Source organism: Occallatibacter gabretensis, assembly GCF_001449115.1.
Lineage (GTDB): Bacteria > Acidobacteriota > Terriglobia > Terriglobales > Acidobacteriaceae > Telmatobacter > Telmatobacter gabretensis.
On the sequence record NZ_LAIJ01000007.1, the window covers coordinates 1 to 15,670 of the forward strand.

A 15,670-nucleotide genomic window follows, 5' to 3' on the forward strand; every position below is an offset into this window, starting at 1 on the left:
CATATCCTGCATCGATCTGAACTCAGAAATCGATGCGCTACACTAACTCTTCACTGGTACAAAACGTCGGGCAATCCAGGCGCAGTAGGGCATTCATCTTCTTGACTGATTCGAGTCCAGAGCCAGTTAGAGCTTCGTTTAGCTCCGGTGGTAACTTTCCCTTAAATTGCAGCAGAAAGTAGCTGAAAACCACATTCGTATGTACTATGCATCGATGAATCCATGCCTTTTCCGATTCCTTGTCTCTCATCCTCATCGCAACATGTAGCGCGTCGCCGTGGACGGACGGATGCAGGACGTCCCGATATAGTTCATTTTCTGTTCCCTTTACCTTTTCGAACATGAAATCGAACATTTGCTGATCCCGATCTTTGAACTGTTCTTTAACCAGAGCAGGCGTATTCAAGTGGGCGACGCTGTCCGTTACCTCTCCGTCTTTCGCATACTTGAGTATCCAGACTCCCAGAACACATGTATCAATTAGGCTCCGAAGAAGCGTGGGAGTTGGCATTAGCAGGTCATTCTCTAAGCAGATTCTTACTGCCTCCTGTAACTCAGAGGCGAGAAGCGCCTGATTGGCAGCGCGAACTTCTCTACGCCTCTCCTTAGGGATCAGATTAATAGACAGGTCCGCGATGCGTTCATCACGCTTCTTTTTGTGCCCAGCCGCCTTTGCTGCCATCGTCAATCCCCCTGTCAATCAAACAATGTTCCTTGGGCCGTGGCTTCAATCACGGTCGTCTCTGTCTTGCTCCCGTTCGTACCTGTTGCACATAAGAACGATCTATGTCCTACTTAATCGGCCAAGTAAAAGCGTGGTAACCGATTTCGGCAAAAATGGAGTCCAGCTGAACGACACCATCAACATTGGTCGCCATCAGTCCTGAGGGATTGAACGCCGAAGTAAAAGCAGCCATTTCAACAGTCCATCCTTCCTCATGGGCGATATTAACGAGCGGAATGAAGTCTCTATCACCAGAAGCAATACGAGAACCATAGGCTGCGATGCCTTAACGATCGTTCTAGTTCCTTGCGCCACTAGCTCCGTATCGACGGCCTTCTCCTTGTTTTGCGCGTCTCTTTCATGCACAGTAACCTTGAAGCCGTTTCGTTTCGCCTCTTCCCACACGGTGTCACTATTAGGGGGAGTGGAGCCCACGAGAATCGCAGCATGAATTTCACGATCGCGTGCAAGTTGTTTGAGGAGCCTCCCAAAGTCAATTCTCCATGACGGGTCTTGGTCGCCTTCGCGCCCTTTGCTCTTGGCGGAGTACTTTAGACCCTCAATAAAGATGTTGGAGTTGTCAACGACGACGACGCATTTGCCGGGCATGTATCCTCCGATAGCTGTATCTGCGGTGCCACCAATGCTACCCTAATTGTCCGTCCCATTTTTGATTATCATTGCACCCCCCGCTGCCTGCATCTTCTCGATAAGTTTCTGTGAGAGCCTGCCCCGGAATATCTCAGTCGGCAGGTAGCGGCGCTTCTCCTGGCAAAGGGGACAGGCCGCAATGATCCATGATGAGGGCATCGTCCCGACCGGAGCGTTGATGTTCTCGTTGCAGCCCTTACAGCGGATGGTGAAGTCGCAGGTGTTGGAGATGAAGAACGCCATGCAATTCAGCATAGGCGAATAAAAAGCAAACGTAAATGACGGCCTGTGGAAAGCTTCAGCACATAGATACGCCTCATCACAGACCTCTACATGAGGCGCGTTAACCAATCGCAACACGCGCTTTCTTTCGCGAGATTGCACGTCTCACGCGAAAGTCGTCCCAATCTTCTAAGACGTCACCTAACAGTCCAAAACACCCTTTGAAGGTGCTTCGAATCGATGTTTTGAGCTTTCTGAGAGCGTAGGGAGCTAACCCAAGCGCAAAAACAATATAGTCGCGGGCGGTAATGGGAAGGATTGAATGTCCGAGAATCAACACATACGCCTCCGTAAATACACCCCGGCCTTAGGTGCTCTGGATTAAGCGTTTGTGATGGTTAGTTCGAACAATTCCAAACTGGCGATCTTGACTAGATAGGATTGGAAGGCCGTTCCGAATCCTGGCTAATGTAGCGCGAATATGCCCTGCAAGAGCATAACGCGGCTTGAAAACACGGAGATCATTTCCTGGTTAAGGAATACTCCCTCTGTTTCAGACTTTAGCGCTGCCCTCGGTCCGAGTCAATAGGGGTTCCCAGCTGAGGTGTAACAAACTCGCTGCCAGCGAGCGCGATTTTCATATCGTGGTTGCTCTAAGAATGGTGGGTTTTACTATCAGTTTTCACTATCAGTTTTGTAGATTTCAAAAGGTTCGACTTGAGCCATTTTGTGATAGCGAAATCACCCTTAACTATCATTTTTTCCAGCGACATGCAGCACTATGCAGCGGTTGTATGCGATCTTGGACACAAACTGATAGTAAAAAGGCCATCTGGAGATGTTCCAGGTGGCCTTAAATCCTTTAGATTCTGTTGGTAGCGCTAACGGGAATCGAACCCGTGTTTTAAGATTGAGAATCTCACGTCCTAACCCCTAGACGATAGCGCCACATTGGTGGGGGACGGCCATTGCGGCCACTCATTTAATGTAACAAAAATCGGGCTTTAAGCCAACGAGCTGAATGTGATTTAGATGCGCGGCTTCAGCGCCTCATCCTCAAATTCCAAGCCGTTTTACTTCATCGTTGTAATACTTGCGGTAGAGGATCTCCCACTCCTGCGTGCCTTCGAGGATGATCTTGCGCTGGGAGGAGATTTTGTTGCGCGCAGCAGCGTCAATCTTTGCCTCATCGCTCAGCAGAACTTCGAGCGCCTTGCGGGCTTCCTGGCGGATAGTGTTACGGTCCTCGTTGAAGCCCACCTCATTCATCTCCGCAAGAGTGTCGGCGACGGTGTGCGCCAGCTTATTGAGCTTGTCTCGGCTGATGCGCATTACAGCACCGCCTTGTATTTGCGCGCCAACTCGTTCTTGACCTTCTTGAACATCTCTGCGTACTGCGCTCCGGATTTCCGCATCTCGTCAGAGTAAGCATCAAGGATCACGCGCACTTCATCATTGATGCGGTCTTCAAGCGACATTTCATCAATGAGAGCCGCAGTGACGCGCTCCTCTGTCATATGCAAGTTGCTCGTGGTGATGAACTTGGCATCGATGAGGTGTTTGACCGCGCGGCGGCCTAGATAACCAATGTATTCCCGGGAAAAGATCATCTGCGTAAGGCTCAGAATAGCGCATTGGGGTGGCGGATGTATAGCCACGGGACGAGCATTCTGCGATGCAGTTCACGATCTGAGAAACAGGTCTAAGAAATGCCCCCTGCGGAGGACATATTCGTGTGCCTTGATCTTTACACTCTGATTTTCTGTATGCAAAAAACGGCGCCACATTGTGCAGCTCACGTCTCCCCAAGAGACCTTTTACTGGAACTGACGCATTGATAGACTTGATAGACCGTAAGGCGAGTGCATAGAACAAGTCTCGAAATAGAAAAAAAAACGGCCCCCGTTTTTGGCGGGGGCCAAGTTGCCTTGGTTCTCTCTTGCGAGAGCTTTTTTGGCGGCCGTCGGCGGGGTAAGCCGAAGGCGCGGTAATAGCCTCGGGGGCGTGGCTGAGCGGTTTAGGGCCGCTCCGCACCTGACGAAGACGCAGCACCCTGGGGTGATGCAGCATCCTGGGCCGCCAAACTATTTTCCATCAACCGGATGCGTACCATGCTCGTACGGACAGGCTCATCACTGTCCTCATTCTTGGCATTGCCAAGCGCAACGGCATGCAAACGGTAGACGGGGATGTTGTGTTCCACCAAGTAACGGTTCACTGCCTGCGCGAACTTCTGGGAGTTCTGGATGCCTGCAGCGCCGTGCACTGGCGATTGAGCTTCAATGTCGATGATGTAGCCCTTGCGTCCATTCACGCTTTGGATCACATCATCAAGCTTGCTTTTAGCATCAGCTGAAAGCGTGGGTACGCCGCCCCTGAACTTAACCTCAGTTTCGGTAACGGGCTTGTATTGGTCCAGACCATTTACAGTCGTGTTCAGAGTGTCCACATGCGTAGACGCGCCCTGAGCTGTAGTAGAAGCTGTTTGCGCCTGCTGTCCTGCTGCGGTAGCCGTCTGGTTGGCTGTGTCCGCAGTGGATTGGGCCTGATGAATGCCTGCTTGCGCGCGCGAATCTACATCTTTAATGTCCGCCGCGTTCTTAGCATTCAGCTGATCGAGTTCGGTGAGTCTGTCGTTAACGGGGTCGAGGCGTTTCTTGACCCACTTCTTGCGGGCAAAGGGATTCATGTGACCCCAGAAGCCTTCCTTGTCCGCGTTGTCGAGCCGCTGTTGATTAATGTCCGGCTGTTGCTGCTGCTGAGCCGCGGCCGGAGCTGCCTCCTGAGAAGTGCTGGAGGATTGCGCTCGGGCACCCGTGGGGAAAGCGAGCGCCGAGGCAAGCGTGGTGAGTGCTACTACACCGCGCAGGGCGTTTCTATCATATTTAGGAATAAGTCCTGTCATCTTTTATCCTCTGTATGTTTCCGTCCCTGCGGCATAACCAACACGGACAGTTATTGACAGTACGTCGATGTATAGAGCAACAACCGGGCCAAACTCTGGTGTCGCCAAAATATTTTTGGAAAATGCTGTATTGACAGGGTTTAGACAACGAAAACTGTTGAAATTTAAAGGATCTGACCGAAAAACCCGAAATAAGAAAGGTAATTTTTACCCACTAAGGGTAACTTCTACCTTGTAACTTTGAGGACAATAGCCGCAAAACAGTCGCGAAACGCTGCAAAAAGCGCCCTGGAACGAGGCATAATTGAGGAAATTAACGAGCCAGACCTGGAGCGCAATTAGCGGGTCTGGACGTGCAGGATGCGGAGTTCAGGGTAGGCTCCATCCCAATCCTGCGTGACAGGGTCGAAGATCAGGCGGAAGTCGCGTTCGTCGCCGGGTTTGAGCGGCGCGTCAGCCACAGACTGCAAGTCGACATACGGCTCCCGGGTACGGATAAGCTTCAACGGCTGAGTCTCGTTCTGCGCCACCTCGTGAGCCGGATCGCGAAAGAGAACCTGAACGGATATGCCCGTCACGGTCTGACTGCCCTTGTTCGCAATGTGACCATCCACATAGGTGACCTTGCCGCCGGCCAGATTGGCGGATTCGCTCAGGACCAGATTCGTGATAGGCAGGTTCGCTGCGTAGGGATCGGCAGCAGCATTAATCGGCGCGACGGTCGGCTTGGAGCGGCCATGTTCCACGACGAAAACAGCGATGGCGGCCACGGCGAGGACAACTGCGGCAGCAATAGCCAACGGTAGCCAGTTGCGCTCGCGCGGTTCGGCGGTTCGGATAAGTTGTGGTCCCGTGCTCACGCACTCCATTTTACTCCCATTACCAAAGACAACCTCTCGGCAACGAAGATCAGAATTTTCACAGAAGAATTGACCCTCAGGGACGATAAGGGGAGCAGCCAGGAAACGCGATTCAAAATAACGAAACCGGCGACAGCACCAGGTGTAGCAAAAGGTTCACCGCAACTGATTGCATTCTGCCGTGTCTTAGTCCCCAGGGAAAGTTTTTGCATCCAAGAAAGTAAGCAGACGGAAACGCTAACTCCACTCGGAACACCATCTGAAGGAAGCTCTAATTTGTGAGTCAGTGATCACCCTCGCCCCCAAAGGCGAAGAAAGACAGGACGCGTGATGCAGCCCTCCCCCAATTCCGGTATCGCGGCACGCGTCCTGCGCGGCCGCAAGTCTGAAGACCTGATCTACCAAGCAGTGGCCGCAGCAGCCATGGCCGCCACTCTGGTCAGCATCTGGTTGTTCTGATCGCAGCAGCATAGTTCGAGGAAACGGGCACGCTCTGGCGTATCCGTTTTCGTTTTCGACATTGTTTGCAGCACCGTACCAAGGTCGGCAATATCCGTCTGCAATAATGAATTCTCTTCGCAATCAGGATAAAAAGACGCACATAACGCAAGCGCCCGTGCGGCATATTCTGAGCGCAAAACTGAGATGGAGAATCTGCCGTGAAGATTGCCGCAAAGACAATGCGCACAGCGCTTACAGCCTCGATCGTTGTGCTCACCGCCGGTGCAGCGCACCGCGCCCCTTGCCAGTCCGCATCTGCCGAGCAGCCGGACAACTACACATGGCTCGAAGAGATTCACGGCGCAAAGCCGATGGCCTGGGTGAACGCGGAGAACGCCAAAACCGAGGCATGGCTCAACAGCGACCCGCACTTCGGCGCGCTTGAAGCCACGGCACTGACAGCTCTCGACTCACCCGACCGCATCGCGTGGCCTTCCTTTGTGCATGGAACAATTTACAACTCGTGGAACGATGCCAGCCACGTGCGCGGCATCGTGCGCCGCACCACGCTCGCGGATTACCTGACCACCGAACCACACTGGCAGACAGTGCTGGACTATGACGCGCTTGGCGCAGCGGAAAAGCAGAGCTGGGTGGGCCGTGGATTGAATTGCCTCCGCCCGGAAGAAGAGACCTGTCTCGCTAGCCTCTCCGCCGGCGGCGAAGACGCGGTCACAGTCCGCGAGTTTAGCCTCAAAACCAATAGCTTTATTGAAAATGGCTTCGTGCTCCCGCGCGGCAAGCAATCCGTCGCCTGGCTCGACAAAGACACGCTGCTCATCTCGCGCGACTGGGGTCCGGGAACAATGAGCCAGGCTGGCTATCCCATCACGGTGCGTGAGTGGAAACGCGGCACGCCGCTCGAAAGCGCCAAAGAGATCTTTCGCGGCGAAGTGACAGACAACGGCTACGGCGATCACGCAACCGTCCTGCGCGACGGCGAAGACCACGTTGCAGTGCTTCTTGAGCGAAGCGCCTCCACCTTTGAACACACCTCCTATCTTCAGTCGCCAGCCGGTCCCCGCAAGCTTGATATTCCACTAAAATCCAGCATCGTCGGATTCCTTGCCAACCACTTCATCCTCACGCTGCAGGAAGACTGGACCCCCGCCGGCCAGACCACGCGTTATCTCCAGGGTTCTGTTCTTTCCATCGATTTCGACGCAGCCAAAACCGATCCCGAGCACCTCAAGCCAACCGTCATCTTCACGCCCACTGAGCGCGAATTCATGCAAGCGGTCCGCACTACGAAGAACCATCTGCTGCTGACCACGCTGAACAACGTGCAGGCCCGCGCGTATATCTATTCGCCCGGGAAAAGCGGCCAGTGGAGCCACAAAGCGCTTCCCATTCCTGACAATCAGACTGCGGCAGTGGTATGGGCCAGTCCCACAGAAGAGCGCTTCTTTCTTTCGCTCAATGGCTTTATCAATCCGCCATCGCTCTGGCTGGGCAATGCCGCTGACGGCTCGTTCAAGCAGATCAAATCCGAGAAGCCGCAATTTGACGCCTCCAACCTCGCCGTTCATCAGTATGAAGCCACATCGAAAGACGGCACCAAAATTCCTTACTTCGTCGTCGGACCAAAAGATATGAAGTTCGACAGCCAGAACCCCACGCTACTCACGGCCTACGGCGGCTTTCAGGTATCGGAAACGCCCGGCTACAGCCCTACCACCGGCAAGCTCTGGCTCGAACGCGGCGGCATCTACGTGCTGGCAAACATCCGCGGCGGCGGCGAGTTTGGCCCGGCGTGGCATGACGCCGGCCTCAAGACCCATCGCCAACGCATCTACGATGACTTTTACGCCGTGGCGCAGGACCTGACAACGCGCAAAATCACATCTCCTGCACGGCTCGGCATCGAGGGCGGCTCCAACGGCGGCCTGCTCATGGGCGTCGAGTTCACGCAGCACCCTGAGATGTGGAAGGCCGTCATTATTTCCGTCCCGCTGCTCGATATGCTCGCCTTCGAGCATCTCTCTGCCGGCGCTTCCTGGGTGGGCGAATACGGCTCAGTATCGATCCCGGAAGAACGCCGATTCCTGGCCTCCATCTCGCCCTATAACCAGCTCCGCAAAGACGTGAATTATCCCGAACCGCTGATCTTCACCACCACCAAGGACGATCGCGTGGGACCAGTGCATGCGCGCAAGTTCGCCGCTCGCATGGAGGAGTTCAGCAAACCCTTCCACTACTTCGAAATCACAGAAGGCGGCCACGGCGCCGGCGCAGACAACAAGCAGCGCGCCCGCACAGACGCAGCAATGTACACCTACCTGACTGTGAAGCTAATGAATTGATCTCTACAGGCTTTGCAACAGAATCGGGTATCCCACCTAAAAGGTTGTCATCCTGAGCGAAGGCCGCAAAGCGGCCGCAGTCGAAGGACCTGCGGTTGTTCTTGCTTTTGCTCCTTCTCAGCCACCACAAGAGCTGGGTGCCCCAGTCCCTCTTCTGGGACCTGGGGCACCACAAAGGCCAGCCTAAAGCTTTATAACTGGACGACTACACCCTAGCCAAACCTAGCCCGCTTCACCGACTGCCGGAAGTCAGCACCTCGCATCTCAACGCAAATACACATTTCGGAGATCCGCGATCTCATGCGGTCACCTATCCGGTCGCCAAGAGTGTCCTCCGATTTGGCGGGTTTGCGACCTTCGTGATCGGCTTGAAAGCCAGCTCCTGCCGGCAAATCTCGATAATTAGTCGTAATAATCGTCGAAAGCTTTTCGTTGTAACGGGTGTTGAGGATGAGAGACACGATATCGGAGGCCCATTCGCTGAGCTTCTGGGCGCCAAGGTCGTCGAGGACGAGGACTTCGGCAGAGAAGACTGGTCGAAGCAGATCCATTTCTGTGGTAGCGATCTGTGGATTGTAGCTGTGTTGAATGTTCTTGAGCAGCTCACGATAATCACAGAAGAGACCGCGCACACCGCGCTCGCGAATGAGGCGCTGCAGGATTCCCGTGGCCAGATGGGTTTTACCGACGCCGATATCGCCAATAAAAAGCAGGCCCCGTCCGGCAGTATCAACCGGATAGGAATCGGCAAATTTGCGCGAGGTTAGCAGGGCCTCACGAAACGAGGGATCTGCGTTACGGTAGCCGGAGTCAAAGGTGTCCAGCGTGCAATGACGATAGCGCTCAGGAATGCGCGCAGCGGTCAGCCGCCGCTCCTCGCGCTCAAGCTCCTGGCACTGGCATTCCCGGGACACCCAGCGGCCGTCTTCTGCAACGACGCGTACAAGACCAACACCACCGCAGATGGGGCATACATTACTCATAGCTCTCTACCAAGCCTAACGCACAAGGCGCGTGCAAACAGATGTGCAAGCAATACGCAGAATGTGGAAATGCCGCCGGACAGCGTAAAATCGAACCCGCAAAAGGTATAGCCAAATTGAGGAGACTTACTCACGTGAAACTGCGCACAGGGTTAAAGATGGCAGCAGCGCTTGTACTTGTAACGGTGGCATGCGGAGTGGGCGCTCAGGGTTTGGCGCAGGCAATTGCAACCCAGGCTCAAAGTGCGGACGGCTACAGAAACGTCCACGAGAAGCAGCTTCTCACCGACTTCGGCTGGCTCGCGCGCTACAAAGATGCCAACGCGCAGCTGCCACCCTCCCAGCCGGACGACAAGCGCGTCGTCTTCATGGGCGACTCCATCACCGAGGGCTGGCACCTCGATCAGTCCTTCTCTGGCAAGCCGTATATCAACCGCGGCATCAGCGGCCAGACCACACCGCAGATGCTCATCCGCTTCCGCCAGGACGTGCTGGAGCTGAAACCAAAGGTCGTAATCATCCTTGCCGGAACCAACGACGTGGCAGGCAACACCGGCCCAATGACGCCGGAACAGACCGAAGGAAACATCCAGTCCATGGCTCAACTCGCCGCAGCCAACGGCATCCGCGTAGTCCTCTGCTCCGTTCTGCCGGCCAGCCACTTCAACTGGGCGCCCGCCGTGCAGGGTTCCGGAGACAAGATCCTCGCCATCAACACATGGATCAAAAACTATGCCACCGGCCAGGGCTACCAATATGTCGATTACCACTCAGCCATGAAGGATGCGCAAAACGGTCTTCCTCCGGAGCTGAGCAAAGACGGCGTTCATCCGCTCCCGGCAGGCTATGCCATCATGGCCCCTCTGGCCGACGCAGGCATCGCCAAAGCATTGGCGAAATAGAGCCGCTCAGTGCTTGCCCGGCGGCGGCGTTGCGGGAGCCTCTGCCGTCTGGGTTCCAGTATGTCCCTTCGACAGGCCGCGCACATATGCGACCAGTCCGCGAATATCCGCATCCTTGGCCCGGCCCTCTTCTTCGGGCGGCATCTTGTCTCCCCTGCCCTTGCGGATCGCGTCAAAGAGCTCTTGATCGGATTTGCCGGACAACGACTTGGCGTCGGTGTAATCGAGCAGCACCAGGTTCATGCTGGTGGCCAGTTCAGATTTGCCGTTACCGGTATCGCCGTGGCACAGCGCGCAGTCTTGCTTGTAGATTTGCTTGACTCGCGGAGTAATCTCCTGCGCAGATGACGCCTGCGCAGCGCCGAATGCAGCAATCACACCGGACAGCAATAGCCCAAAGCTTAAGAAGGTTTTAGCAGACATACCATGCCTCTCCAATTCATTCGGCAGCTTAGAGACTGTCATGAATTTTTCGGCTGAAATTCTAGGCCCGGGAGTCGGCTTTGGGAAGGGTAATCGTCATTGCCCTCAAACAAAAATCGCCGTATAATAACGTAGATTGCAGGAAAGGTCTGTTTCAGCGATGCCTAAGGAAAAGATTCACCCCCAATATGACGCTGTGCGCGTACTCTGCGCCTGCGGTAACAACTTTGAGACCCGTTCGACCCACAAGGGCGACATTCACGTGGAAATCTGCTCGGCCTGCCACCCGTTCTTTACCGGCAAGCAGCGCCTGGTCGATACAGCTGGCCGTGTGGAGCGCTTCCGCCGCAAGTACGCGAAAGCCGAGCCCGCTAAGTAAGCCACTGAAACGGCAGGATTTGTGCTAAACAGGCCTCCGCCGCGGCGGGGGCCTCGTTATGAGTCCCGCCAACGATGTCGACTGGAAAATTGAAACTACGATGTCACGACCAAAACGCCAAATCGGAACAAGCGTAGAAATCGACGGCGCCCGCCTGAACTGGCGCTTGCATCGCGAGCAGCAATATTTCACCGATGGTTGGCAAGGTGTCTCGATTCATGTTCAGAATGAAAAGAATGCACACCGCGACCTGCACTTGGAGTATCCGCTCGTGCCAATGCAGAAGCAGAACCGGGAGCGGGCGGATTTTGTTCAGGTGCAAATTTCGGCAAAAAAGGTAGAAGCCCACATCCGGCAAGCAATCACAGCAGGATGGGACCCGGAATCGCGTGGCAAACCGTTTGTGTTTGAAGTTCCAGAACTGCCGAACTGAATCGGAGTATTCCATGGCAGGACGAGGTTTTACCGTGAAGAAGGAGTGGGAGCAGCCCACCGAGCGCACCGGCTCCATGCCGGTTCCGGCCGAGATGAAAATCGGCCCGGTCCAGGTGCGCCCCGCCACGGTTCTGGCTCCCATGGTCGGCGTCACGGACACCATCTTCCGCCGCTTCATCCGCCACGCCAGTTCGTTTACCACCACTCTGGGTGCCCCCGGTCTCCCGGTTTTGGAGACCGGGGATAGCGAAGCCGCCAACGTCGAGTCTTCCGTCTCGAACACCCAGTCCGGCTGCGGCCTGCTCATGACCGAGTTCACCTCGGCGGACGGCCTCTCCCGCATGCGCGAATCCAAGCGCAAGCGCTACCTTACCTTCTTCGATGACGAGCACCCTATCTCCGCGCAGCTCTTCGGCTCAAACCCGGCAACACTCGCCGAGGCTGCCCGCATCGTCCAGGACACCGGCTTCGACATCGTCGACCTGAATCTCGGCTGCCCGGCCAAGCGCGTCGTCGGCTGCAACGGCGGCTCGGGCCTTCTGCGCGACCTGCCGAAGATCGGCGAAATCTTCCGCGCCGTCCGCAAGGCCGTCTCAATTCCCTTCACCGTCAAGTTCCGCCTCGGTTGGAATGACGAGAATATAGTCTGCGTTGAACTGGCGAAGATGGCCGAAAACGAAGGGCTCAATGCCCTCTCGCTCCACGCGCGCACCCGCGAGCAGGCCTACACCGGCTACGCCCGCTGGGAATGGATCGCCGCCGTCAAGCAGGCCGTCAAAATCCCCGTCATCGGCAATGGCGACATCCGCACACCGGAAGACGCCGCCGCCATGGTCGCTCAGACCGGCTGCGACGGCGTGATGATCGGCCGCGGCGCACCAGCCAACCCATGGATCTTCCGCCAGATCGCACAATTCACCGCGACAGGCGCGTACGACAAGCCCACGTCTGCCGACCGCCACCACATGATCCGCGCTTACTTCCAGATGCTGATGGCTGGCGGAGAAATAGGCGGCATTGCTGAGAACCCGGAGAATGCAGTCCGCGAAGCCGCCGGCAAGATGAAGCAGTTCGCCTCATGGTTCACGCACGGCGTACCCGGCGGAGCCAAACTACGCGCCTCTATCTTCCAAGCCAAGACATCCAGAGCCATTCTCGATCAGGTAGATGCCTTCTTCGAAGCGCAGACCATAGCCGGCACAGCTAACGAAGAGTCCACTGAAGTCAACGCGCCGCTGGATTTCTCTGACGCCGCACTGGTCTGCGATTAAAAATAGTAGCTAATAAACGGCGGGCAGCGGGCAATGATCTTCGTTCCCCGCCGCCTAGAGAAGCGCTTCAGTCATTCCGTCCTCAAACCATGAAAAGTCTGCGTCCTTGGCGGCAATATGGATAAATGAATTCCAGTCATGAACATAGAACCGACAGCAAAACGCATTCTCGGGTAATTTTGGTTTTAGATAAGCGAATGATGGAAACTCAAGCGCGTTCTCACTATGACCGTCAACCTGTATAGGCCGCTGTGGATAAAACAAGTGATCGGCATCGGGCGGATCAATCGCAAAATAAAACATCCCTGACAGAGTGATTGCTGCTTTACGATACTCATCGTGAAGTAGGCTGTCTGGTGGGTTACCACGAAGATTGATGTGTATAACTGCCGTGCGCTTTTCATAATTGATAGCACAGGCATTTATCTCTGCATCAGTAAATCCGTTTGGAAACTTGCAGTCCAGTTCCTCAAAAGTCACGGTAATGATTCCTCCGCCGCGAAGCCGCTAGTCAATCCGCTCCACCGCCATCGCCACAGCATTCCCGCCGCCCAGGCATAGCGCAACAATCCCACGCTTCCCGCCGCATTCCTTCAGGTCCGCCAGCAGCCGCACCAGCAACCGTGCGCCGCTTGAACCAATCGGATGCCCCACCGCCACCGAACCGCCGTGGACATTCACCTTCGAAGCATCAAGACCAAGCTCCCGATTCACCGCAATCGCCTGCACTGCAAAAGCCTCATTCAACTCAAAGCGATCGACCGAATCAAGCTCCCACCCCGCACGCTTCGTCACCTTGAGCACTGCATCAATCGGCGCAAGCCCAAACCACTCCGGCTCCCTGCCCGCCGTTGCGCTTGCACGAATCACGCCAAGCGGTTTCAGATTCCGCTCCCGAGCCACATGCGCGCTGGTAATCACCACCGCCGCCGCGCCATCGCTTACTCCGGGAGCATTGCCCGCCGTCACCGTGCCGCCTTCCTTAAAGGCCGGCTTCAGCTTCGCCAGTGTTTCCACGGTCGTATCCGGACGAATCGCCTCATCAACAGCAAAAACCCGCGCAGCCTCACCCTTCTTTGCCGCCGGAATCTCCACCGTCATCATCTCCTCGGCAAAAATCTCAGCCCGCGTCGCCGCAGCCGCCTTGCGATGCGACTCCGCCGCAAAAGCATCCTGCTCCTCGCGCGTAATGCCGTACTTCTCCGCAATCATCTCCGCGCCAACGCCCATGTGAAAGCCGCGATACGCCTCCCACAGCCCATCATGGATCATTGCATCCACCAGCGTGCCGTTCCCCAGGCGATAACCACCACGCGCCTGCGGCAGAAGATACGGCACATTTGTCATCGACTCCATACCGCCAGCAACCATCACCTCCGCATCGCCCAGCGCAATAGCCTGCGCCGCCAGCGACGCAGCCCGCAGCCCCGACCCGCAGACCTGGTTCACCGTCAGCGCGGCAGACTCAGGAGCCAGCCCGCCATAAATCGCCGCCTGCCGTGCCGGATTCTGCCCCAACCCCGCCTGCAGCACGCAACCCATGATGCACTCGTCGATCTGCCCCGGCTCAAAATCCGACCGCCGCACCGCCTCGCGCACTACCAGCGCACCCAGCTTGGGCGCAGTAAAGCCCGACAGCGAACCCTGAAACTTACCCACCGGCGTACGCACCGCCGAAACAATCACCGCTTCCCGCATTCCCAATTCCTCCACTCCAGCCAGCCGAGAATATCAACTCCGACGCCTGCCACGCGAAAGGCACAAGATTCACTTGAGCAAGCCGCACAGGTTTGCTAGCCTTGAGCCCGTCATGCGACTCACAATTCCTGCCTTCCTTGCAGCGCTCGCCGCTGCCTGCCTTGCCCTGCCCCTATCCGCGCAGAAATTCACGCCCAAGACCATCCAGTTCCAAGGCGCGCCGGATTACGCAAACGATGACTTGCTGGCCGCTGCCGGTATCAAAGCCGGCCAGACGCTCTCATCCGACGATATGCAGCAGCGCATGAACGCGCTCTCGCAGAGCGGCCTTTTTGACAGCGTCAAATTCACCTTCAACGGGCAGGATCTGGTCTTCCAGCTCAAGCCCGCGTCGCAGCTCTACTCCGTGCGGCTGGACAACCTGCCGCTCACGCCCGGCCCCGATCTTGACGCGAAGATCCGCGCAAAGCTCCCGCTCTATCACGGCAAAGTTCCCTCCGATGGCACGCTGCTCGATGGCGTACAGTCCGCGCTCGAAGAGCAGCTTGCCGCCATCGGAATCAAGGCAACAATCACCTCTGCGCCATATAGCGCCATGGGCGCTCGTGAAGCCACTGCCATCGCCTTCCATGTCACCACACCGCAAATTCTCATTGGCGAAATTCAACCTGGCGTCGCCCCGCAACTCACCCCGAAAGCCCAGGCGGTTCTGGCATCTCTCACCGGTTTACCGTACAGCACTGAAGGTTCAACCTCCGGCATCGCCAGGGACCTCCTCGGCATTTACCGCGACATGGGCTACCTGGACGTCAAGGCAGACGCCGCAAAGCAGCCCACCCTGATCATTGCTCCCGACATCGTTAAAGTTCCCTTCCGTTATTCACTCGATGCGGGTGCGCTATATAAAGTCACGGCCATTCAGCTTGCGCCGGACATGCTCGTCAGCCAGGCGGACTTCGACAAGCAGTCGCACGTTCATCCCGGCGACCCTGCCGACGCCGAGCACATCTCGCAGAACTGGCATTTCATCGAGCGGCAGTATCACAATCGCGGTTACGCGCGAGCGCGCATCACGCCCGCAGCCACGCTCGACCACGCACAGCACACCGTCAGCTATGCCGTAACAGCCGAGCCGGGAGCCATGTACACCATGGGCAAAATCAGCGTCGAAAATGTATCGGATGAGATTCGCACCATGATGCTGGCCGCATGGAAGCTGCCCGCCGGAGCCGTCTTCAATGAAAGCGCGCTGCTTTCTTACTTCGCCATCGACGCCACAAACACCCACGCCGACCCGCGGCTCTTCAAGCTCTTCCAATCGGTCAACTACAAATACACGCTGAACGTAAACGACGACACCAAGACCGTGGACGTAGTGCTGAGGCTGGAAAAACGTACCTCTTAAGCTATCCT

18 protein-coding genes and 1 tRNA gene are annotated in these 15,670 nt (G+C 56.2%); 6 read left to right on the forward strand and 13 right to left on the reverse strand.

The annotated features are described in order from the left end of the window. Nucleotides 1-37: 37 nt before the first annotated feature. The 9 genes from VO84_RS04930 to VO84_RS22750 all read right to left on the reverse strand — a co-directional run bounded on the left by VO84_RS04930 (nt 38) and on the right by VO84_RS22750 (nt 6,000). Nucleotides 38-682 (reverse strand): hypothetical protein, encoded by a 645-nt coding sequence (locus tag VO84_RS04930; RefSeq protein ID WP_058186187.1) that lies wholly within the window; start codon nt 680-682, stop codon nt 38-40. Nucleotides 683-877: 195 nt separating this feature from the next. Further along, nucleotides 878-1,333: an NYN domain-containing protein gene (locus VO84_RS04935; protein WP_058186188.1), complete on the reverse strand. Its 456-nt coding sequence runs from the start codon at nt 1,331-1,333 to the stop codon at nt 878-880. A gap of 42 nt (nt 1,334-1,375) precedes the next feature. Next, nucleotides 1,376-1,618: a hypothetical protein gene (locus VO84_RS04940; RefSeq protein WP_058186189.1), complete on the reverse strand. Its 243-nt coding sequence runs from the start codon at nt 1,616-1,618 to the stop codon at nt 1,376-1,378. Nucleotides 1,619-2,470: 852 nt separating this feature from the next. Next, nucleotides 2,471-2,545, reverse strand: a tRNA-Glu gene (locus tag VO84_RS04945). Between the two features lie 108 nt (nt 2,546-2,653). Further along, on the reverse strand, nt 2,654-2,929 hold the full coding sequence (locus VO84_RS23125; RefSeq protein ID WP_058186190.1) for a DUF507 family protein: 276 nt from the start codon (nt 2,927-2,929) through the stop codon (nt 2,654-2,656). Continuing rightward, nucleotides 2,929-3,255, reverse strand: a complete 327-nt coding sequence (locus VO84_RS23130; protein ID WP_269431404.1) for a DUF507 family protein — start codon at nt 3,253-3,255, stop codon at nt 2,929-2,931. The genes VO84_RS23125 and VO84_RS23130 overlap by 1 nt, the downstream gene beginning before the upstream one ends. 359 nt (nt 3,256-3,614) lie before the next feature. Then, nucleotides 3,615-4,502, reverse strand: coding sequence for an OmpA family protein (locus VO84_RS04960; RefSeq protein ID WP_058186192.1), 888 nt, complete (start codon nt 4,500-4,502; stop codon nt 3,615-3,617). A gap of 338 nt (nt 4,503-4,840) precedes the next feature. Further along, the gene (locus VO84_RS04965) at nt 4,841-5,362 is read right to left on the reverse strand and encodes a DUF2393 family protein (protein ID WP_197413900.1); all 522 of its coding nucleotides are present in this window, start codon (nt 5,360-5,362) and stop codon (nt 4,841-4,843) included. 398 nt (nt 5,363-5,760) lie between these two features. Further along, nucleotides 5,761-6,000: a hypothetical protein gene (locus tag VO84_RS22750; protein WP_197413901.1), complete on the reverse strand. Its 240-nt coding sequence runs from the start codon at nt 5,998-6,000 to the stop codon at nt 5,761-5,763. Between the two features lie 21 nt (nt 6,001-6,021). Here VO84_RS22750 and VO84_RS04970 point away from each other — a divergent pair, with 21 nt between their 5' ends. Further along, nucleotides 6,022-8,166 (forward strand): prolyl oligopeptidase family serine peptidase, encoded by a 2,145-nt coding sequence (locus tag VO84_RS04970; RefSeq protein WP_231737786.1) that lies wholly within the window; start codon nt 6,022-6,024, stop codon nt 8,164-8,166. A gap of 212 nt (nt 8,167-8,378) precedes the next feature. Here VO84_RS04970 and VO84_RS04975 read toward each other — a convergent pair whose 3' ends face one another. Continuing rightward, nucleotides 8,379-9,149 carry an ATP-binding protein gene (locus VO84_RS04975; protein ID WP_058186194.1) on the reverse strand — a complete coding sequence of 257 codons (771 nt, stop codon included), beginning with the start codon at nt 9,147-9,149 and terminating at the stop codon, nt 8,379-8,381. 134 nt (nt 9,150-9,283) lie between these two features. Between VO84_RS04975 and VO84_RS04980 the strand changes: the two genes are divergently transcribed. After that, on the forward strand, nt 9,284-10,051 hold the full coding sequence (locus VO84_RS04980; protein WP_231737787.1) for an SGNH/GDSL hydrolase family protein: 768 nt from the start codon (nt 9,284-9,286) through the stop codon (nt 10,049-10,051). A gap of 6 nt (nt 10,052-10,057) precedes the next feature. Here the strand turns inward: VO84_RS04980 and VO84_RS04985 are convergent, their stop codons facing one another. After that, nucleotides 10,058-10,474 carry a c-type cytochrome gene (locus VO84_RS04985; protein ID WP_058186195.1) on the reverse strand — a complete coding sequence of 139 codons (417 nt, stop codon included), beginning with the start codon at nt 10,472-10,474 and terminating at the stop codon, nt 10,058-10,060. A gap of 160 nt (nt 10,475-10,634) precedes the next feature. Between VO84_RS04985 and rpmE the strand changes: the two genes are divergently transcribed. Genes rpmE through dusB form a run of 3 tightly spaced genes read left to right on the forward strand, consistent with a single transcriptional unit; the run spans nt 10,635 to nt 12,559 of the window. Further along, on the forward strand, nt 10,635-10,853 hold the full coding sequence (rpmE, locus tag VO84_RS04990) for a 50S ribosomal protein L31 (protein ID WP_058186196.1): 219 nt from the start codon (nt 10,635-10,637) through the stop codon (nt 10,851-10,853). A 58-nt stretch (nt 10,854-10,911) separates the two neighbouring features. Beyond that, nucleotides 10,912-11,286, forward strand: a complete 375-nt coding sequence (locus tag VO84_RS04995) for a hypothetical protein (RefSeq protein ID WP_058186197.1) — start codon at nt 10,912-10,914, stop codon at nt 11,284-11,286. A 13-nt stretch (nt 11,287-11,299) separates the two neighbouring features. Continuing rightward, nucleotides 11,300-12,559: a tRNA dihydrouridine synthase DusB gene (dusB, locus tag VO84_RS05000; RefSeq protein ID WP_197413902.1), complete on the forward strand. Its 1,260-nt coding sequence runs from the start codon at nt 11,300-11,302 to the stop codon at nt 12,557-12,559. 54 nt (nt 12,560-12,613) lie between these two features. Here dusB and VO84_RS05005 read toward each other — a convergent pair whose 3' ends face one another. Together VO84_RS05005 and VO84_RS05010 are read right to left on the reverse strand one after the other, a co-directional pair. Beyond that, nucleotides 12,614-13,039: a hypothetical protein gene (locus VO84_RS05005; RefSeq protein ID WP_058186198.1), complete on the reverse strand. Its 426-nt coding sequence runs from the start codon at nt 13,037-13,039 to the stop codon at nt 12,614-12,616. A 27-nt stretch (nt 13,040-13,066) separates the two neighbouring features. After that, a complete protein-coding gene (locus VO84_RS05010) occupies nt 13,067-14,257 on the reverse strand; it encodes a thiolase family protein (RefSeq protein WP_058186199.1) in 1,191 nt (396 codons plus the stop codon). Nucleotides 14,258-14,369: 112 nt separating this feature from the next. Here VO84_RS05010 and VO84_RS05015 point away from each other — a divergent pair, with 112 nt between their 5' ends. Then, the gene (locus VO84_RS05015) at nt 14,370-15,662 is read left to right on the forward strand and encodes a POTRA domain-containing protein (RefSeq protein WP_058186200.1); all 1,293 of its coding nucleotides are present in this window, start codon (nt 14,370-14,372) and stop codon (nt 15,660-15,662) included. Nucleotides 15,663-15,670 lie beyond the last annotated feature (8 nt).

What these genes read in the sequence shown, in the direction of transcription:
- VO84_RS23125 (WP_058186190.1), bottom strand. Translation starts at nt 2,929, where the DNA reads ATGCGCATCAGCCGAGACAAGCTCAATAAGCTGGCGCACACCGTCGCC.
- VO84_RS04960 (WP_058186192.1), bottom strand. Translation starts at nt 4,502, where the DNA reads ATGACAGGACTTATTCCTAAATATGATAGAAACGCCCTGCGCGGTGTA.
- VO84_RS04935 (WP_058186188.1), bottom strand. Translation starts at nt 1,333, where the DNA reads ATGCCCGGCAAATGCGTCGTCGTCGTTGACAACTCCAACATCTTTATT.
- VO84_RS04985 (WP_058186195.1), bottom strand. Translation starts at nt 10,474, where the DNA reads ATGTCTGCTAAAACCTTCTTAAGCTTTGGGCTATTGCTGTCCGGTGTG.
- VO84_RS05015 (WP_058186200.1), top strand. Translation starts at nt 14,370, where the DNA reads ATGCGACTCACAATTCCTGCCTTCCTTGCAGCGCTCGCCGCTGCCTGC.
- rpmE (WP_058186196.1), top strand. Translation starts at nt 10,635, where the DNA reads ATGCCTAAGGAAAAGATTCACCCCCAATATGACGCTGTGCGCGTACTC.
- VO84_RS04975 (WP_058186194.1), bottom strand. Translation starts at nt 9,149, where the DNA reads ATGAGTAATGTATGCCCCATCTGCGGTGGTGTTGGTCTTGTACGCGTC.
- dusB (WP_197413902.1), top strand. Translation starts at nt 11,300, where the DNA reads ATGGCAGGACGAGGTTTTACCGTGAAGAAGGAGTGGGAGCAGCCCACC.
- VO84_RS04995 (WP_058186197.1), top strand. Translation starts at nt 10,912, where the DNA reads ATGAGTCCCGCCAACGATGTCGACTGGAAAATTGAAACTACGATGTCA.
- VO84_RS05010 (WP_058186199.1), bottom strand. Translation starts at nt 14,257, where the DNA reads ATGCGGGAAGCGGTGATTGTTTCGGCGGTGCGTACGCCGGTGGGTAAG.
- VO84_RS04940 (WP_058186189.1), bottom strand. Translation starts at nt 1,618, where the DNA reads ATGGCGTTCTTCATCTCCAACACCTGCGACTTCACCATCCGCTGTAAG.
- VO84_RS04930 (WP_058186187.1), bottom strand. Translation starts at nt 682, where the DNA reads ATGGCAGCAAAGGCGGCTGGGCACAAAAAGAAGCGTGATGAACGCATC.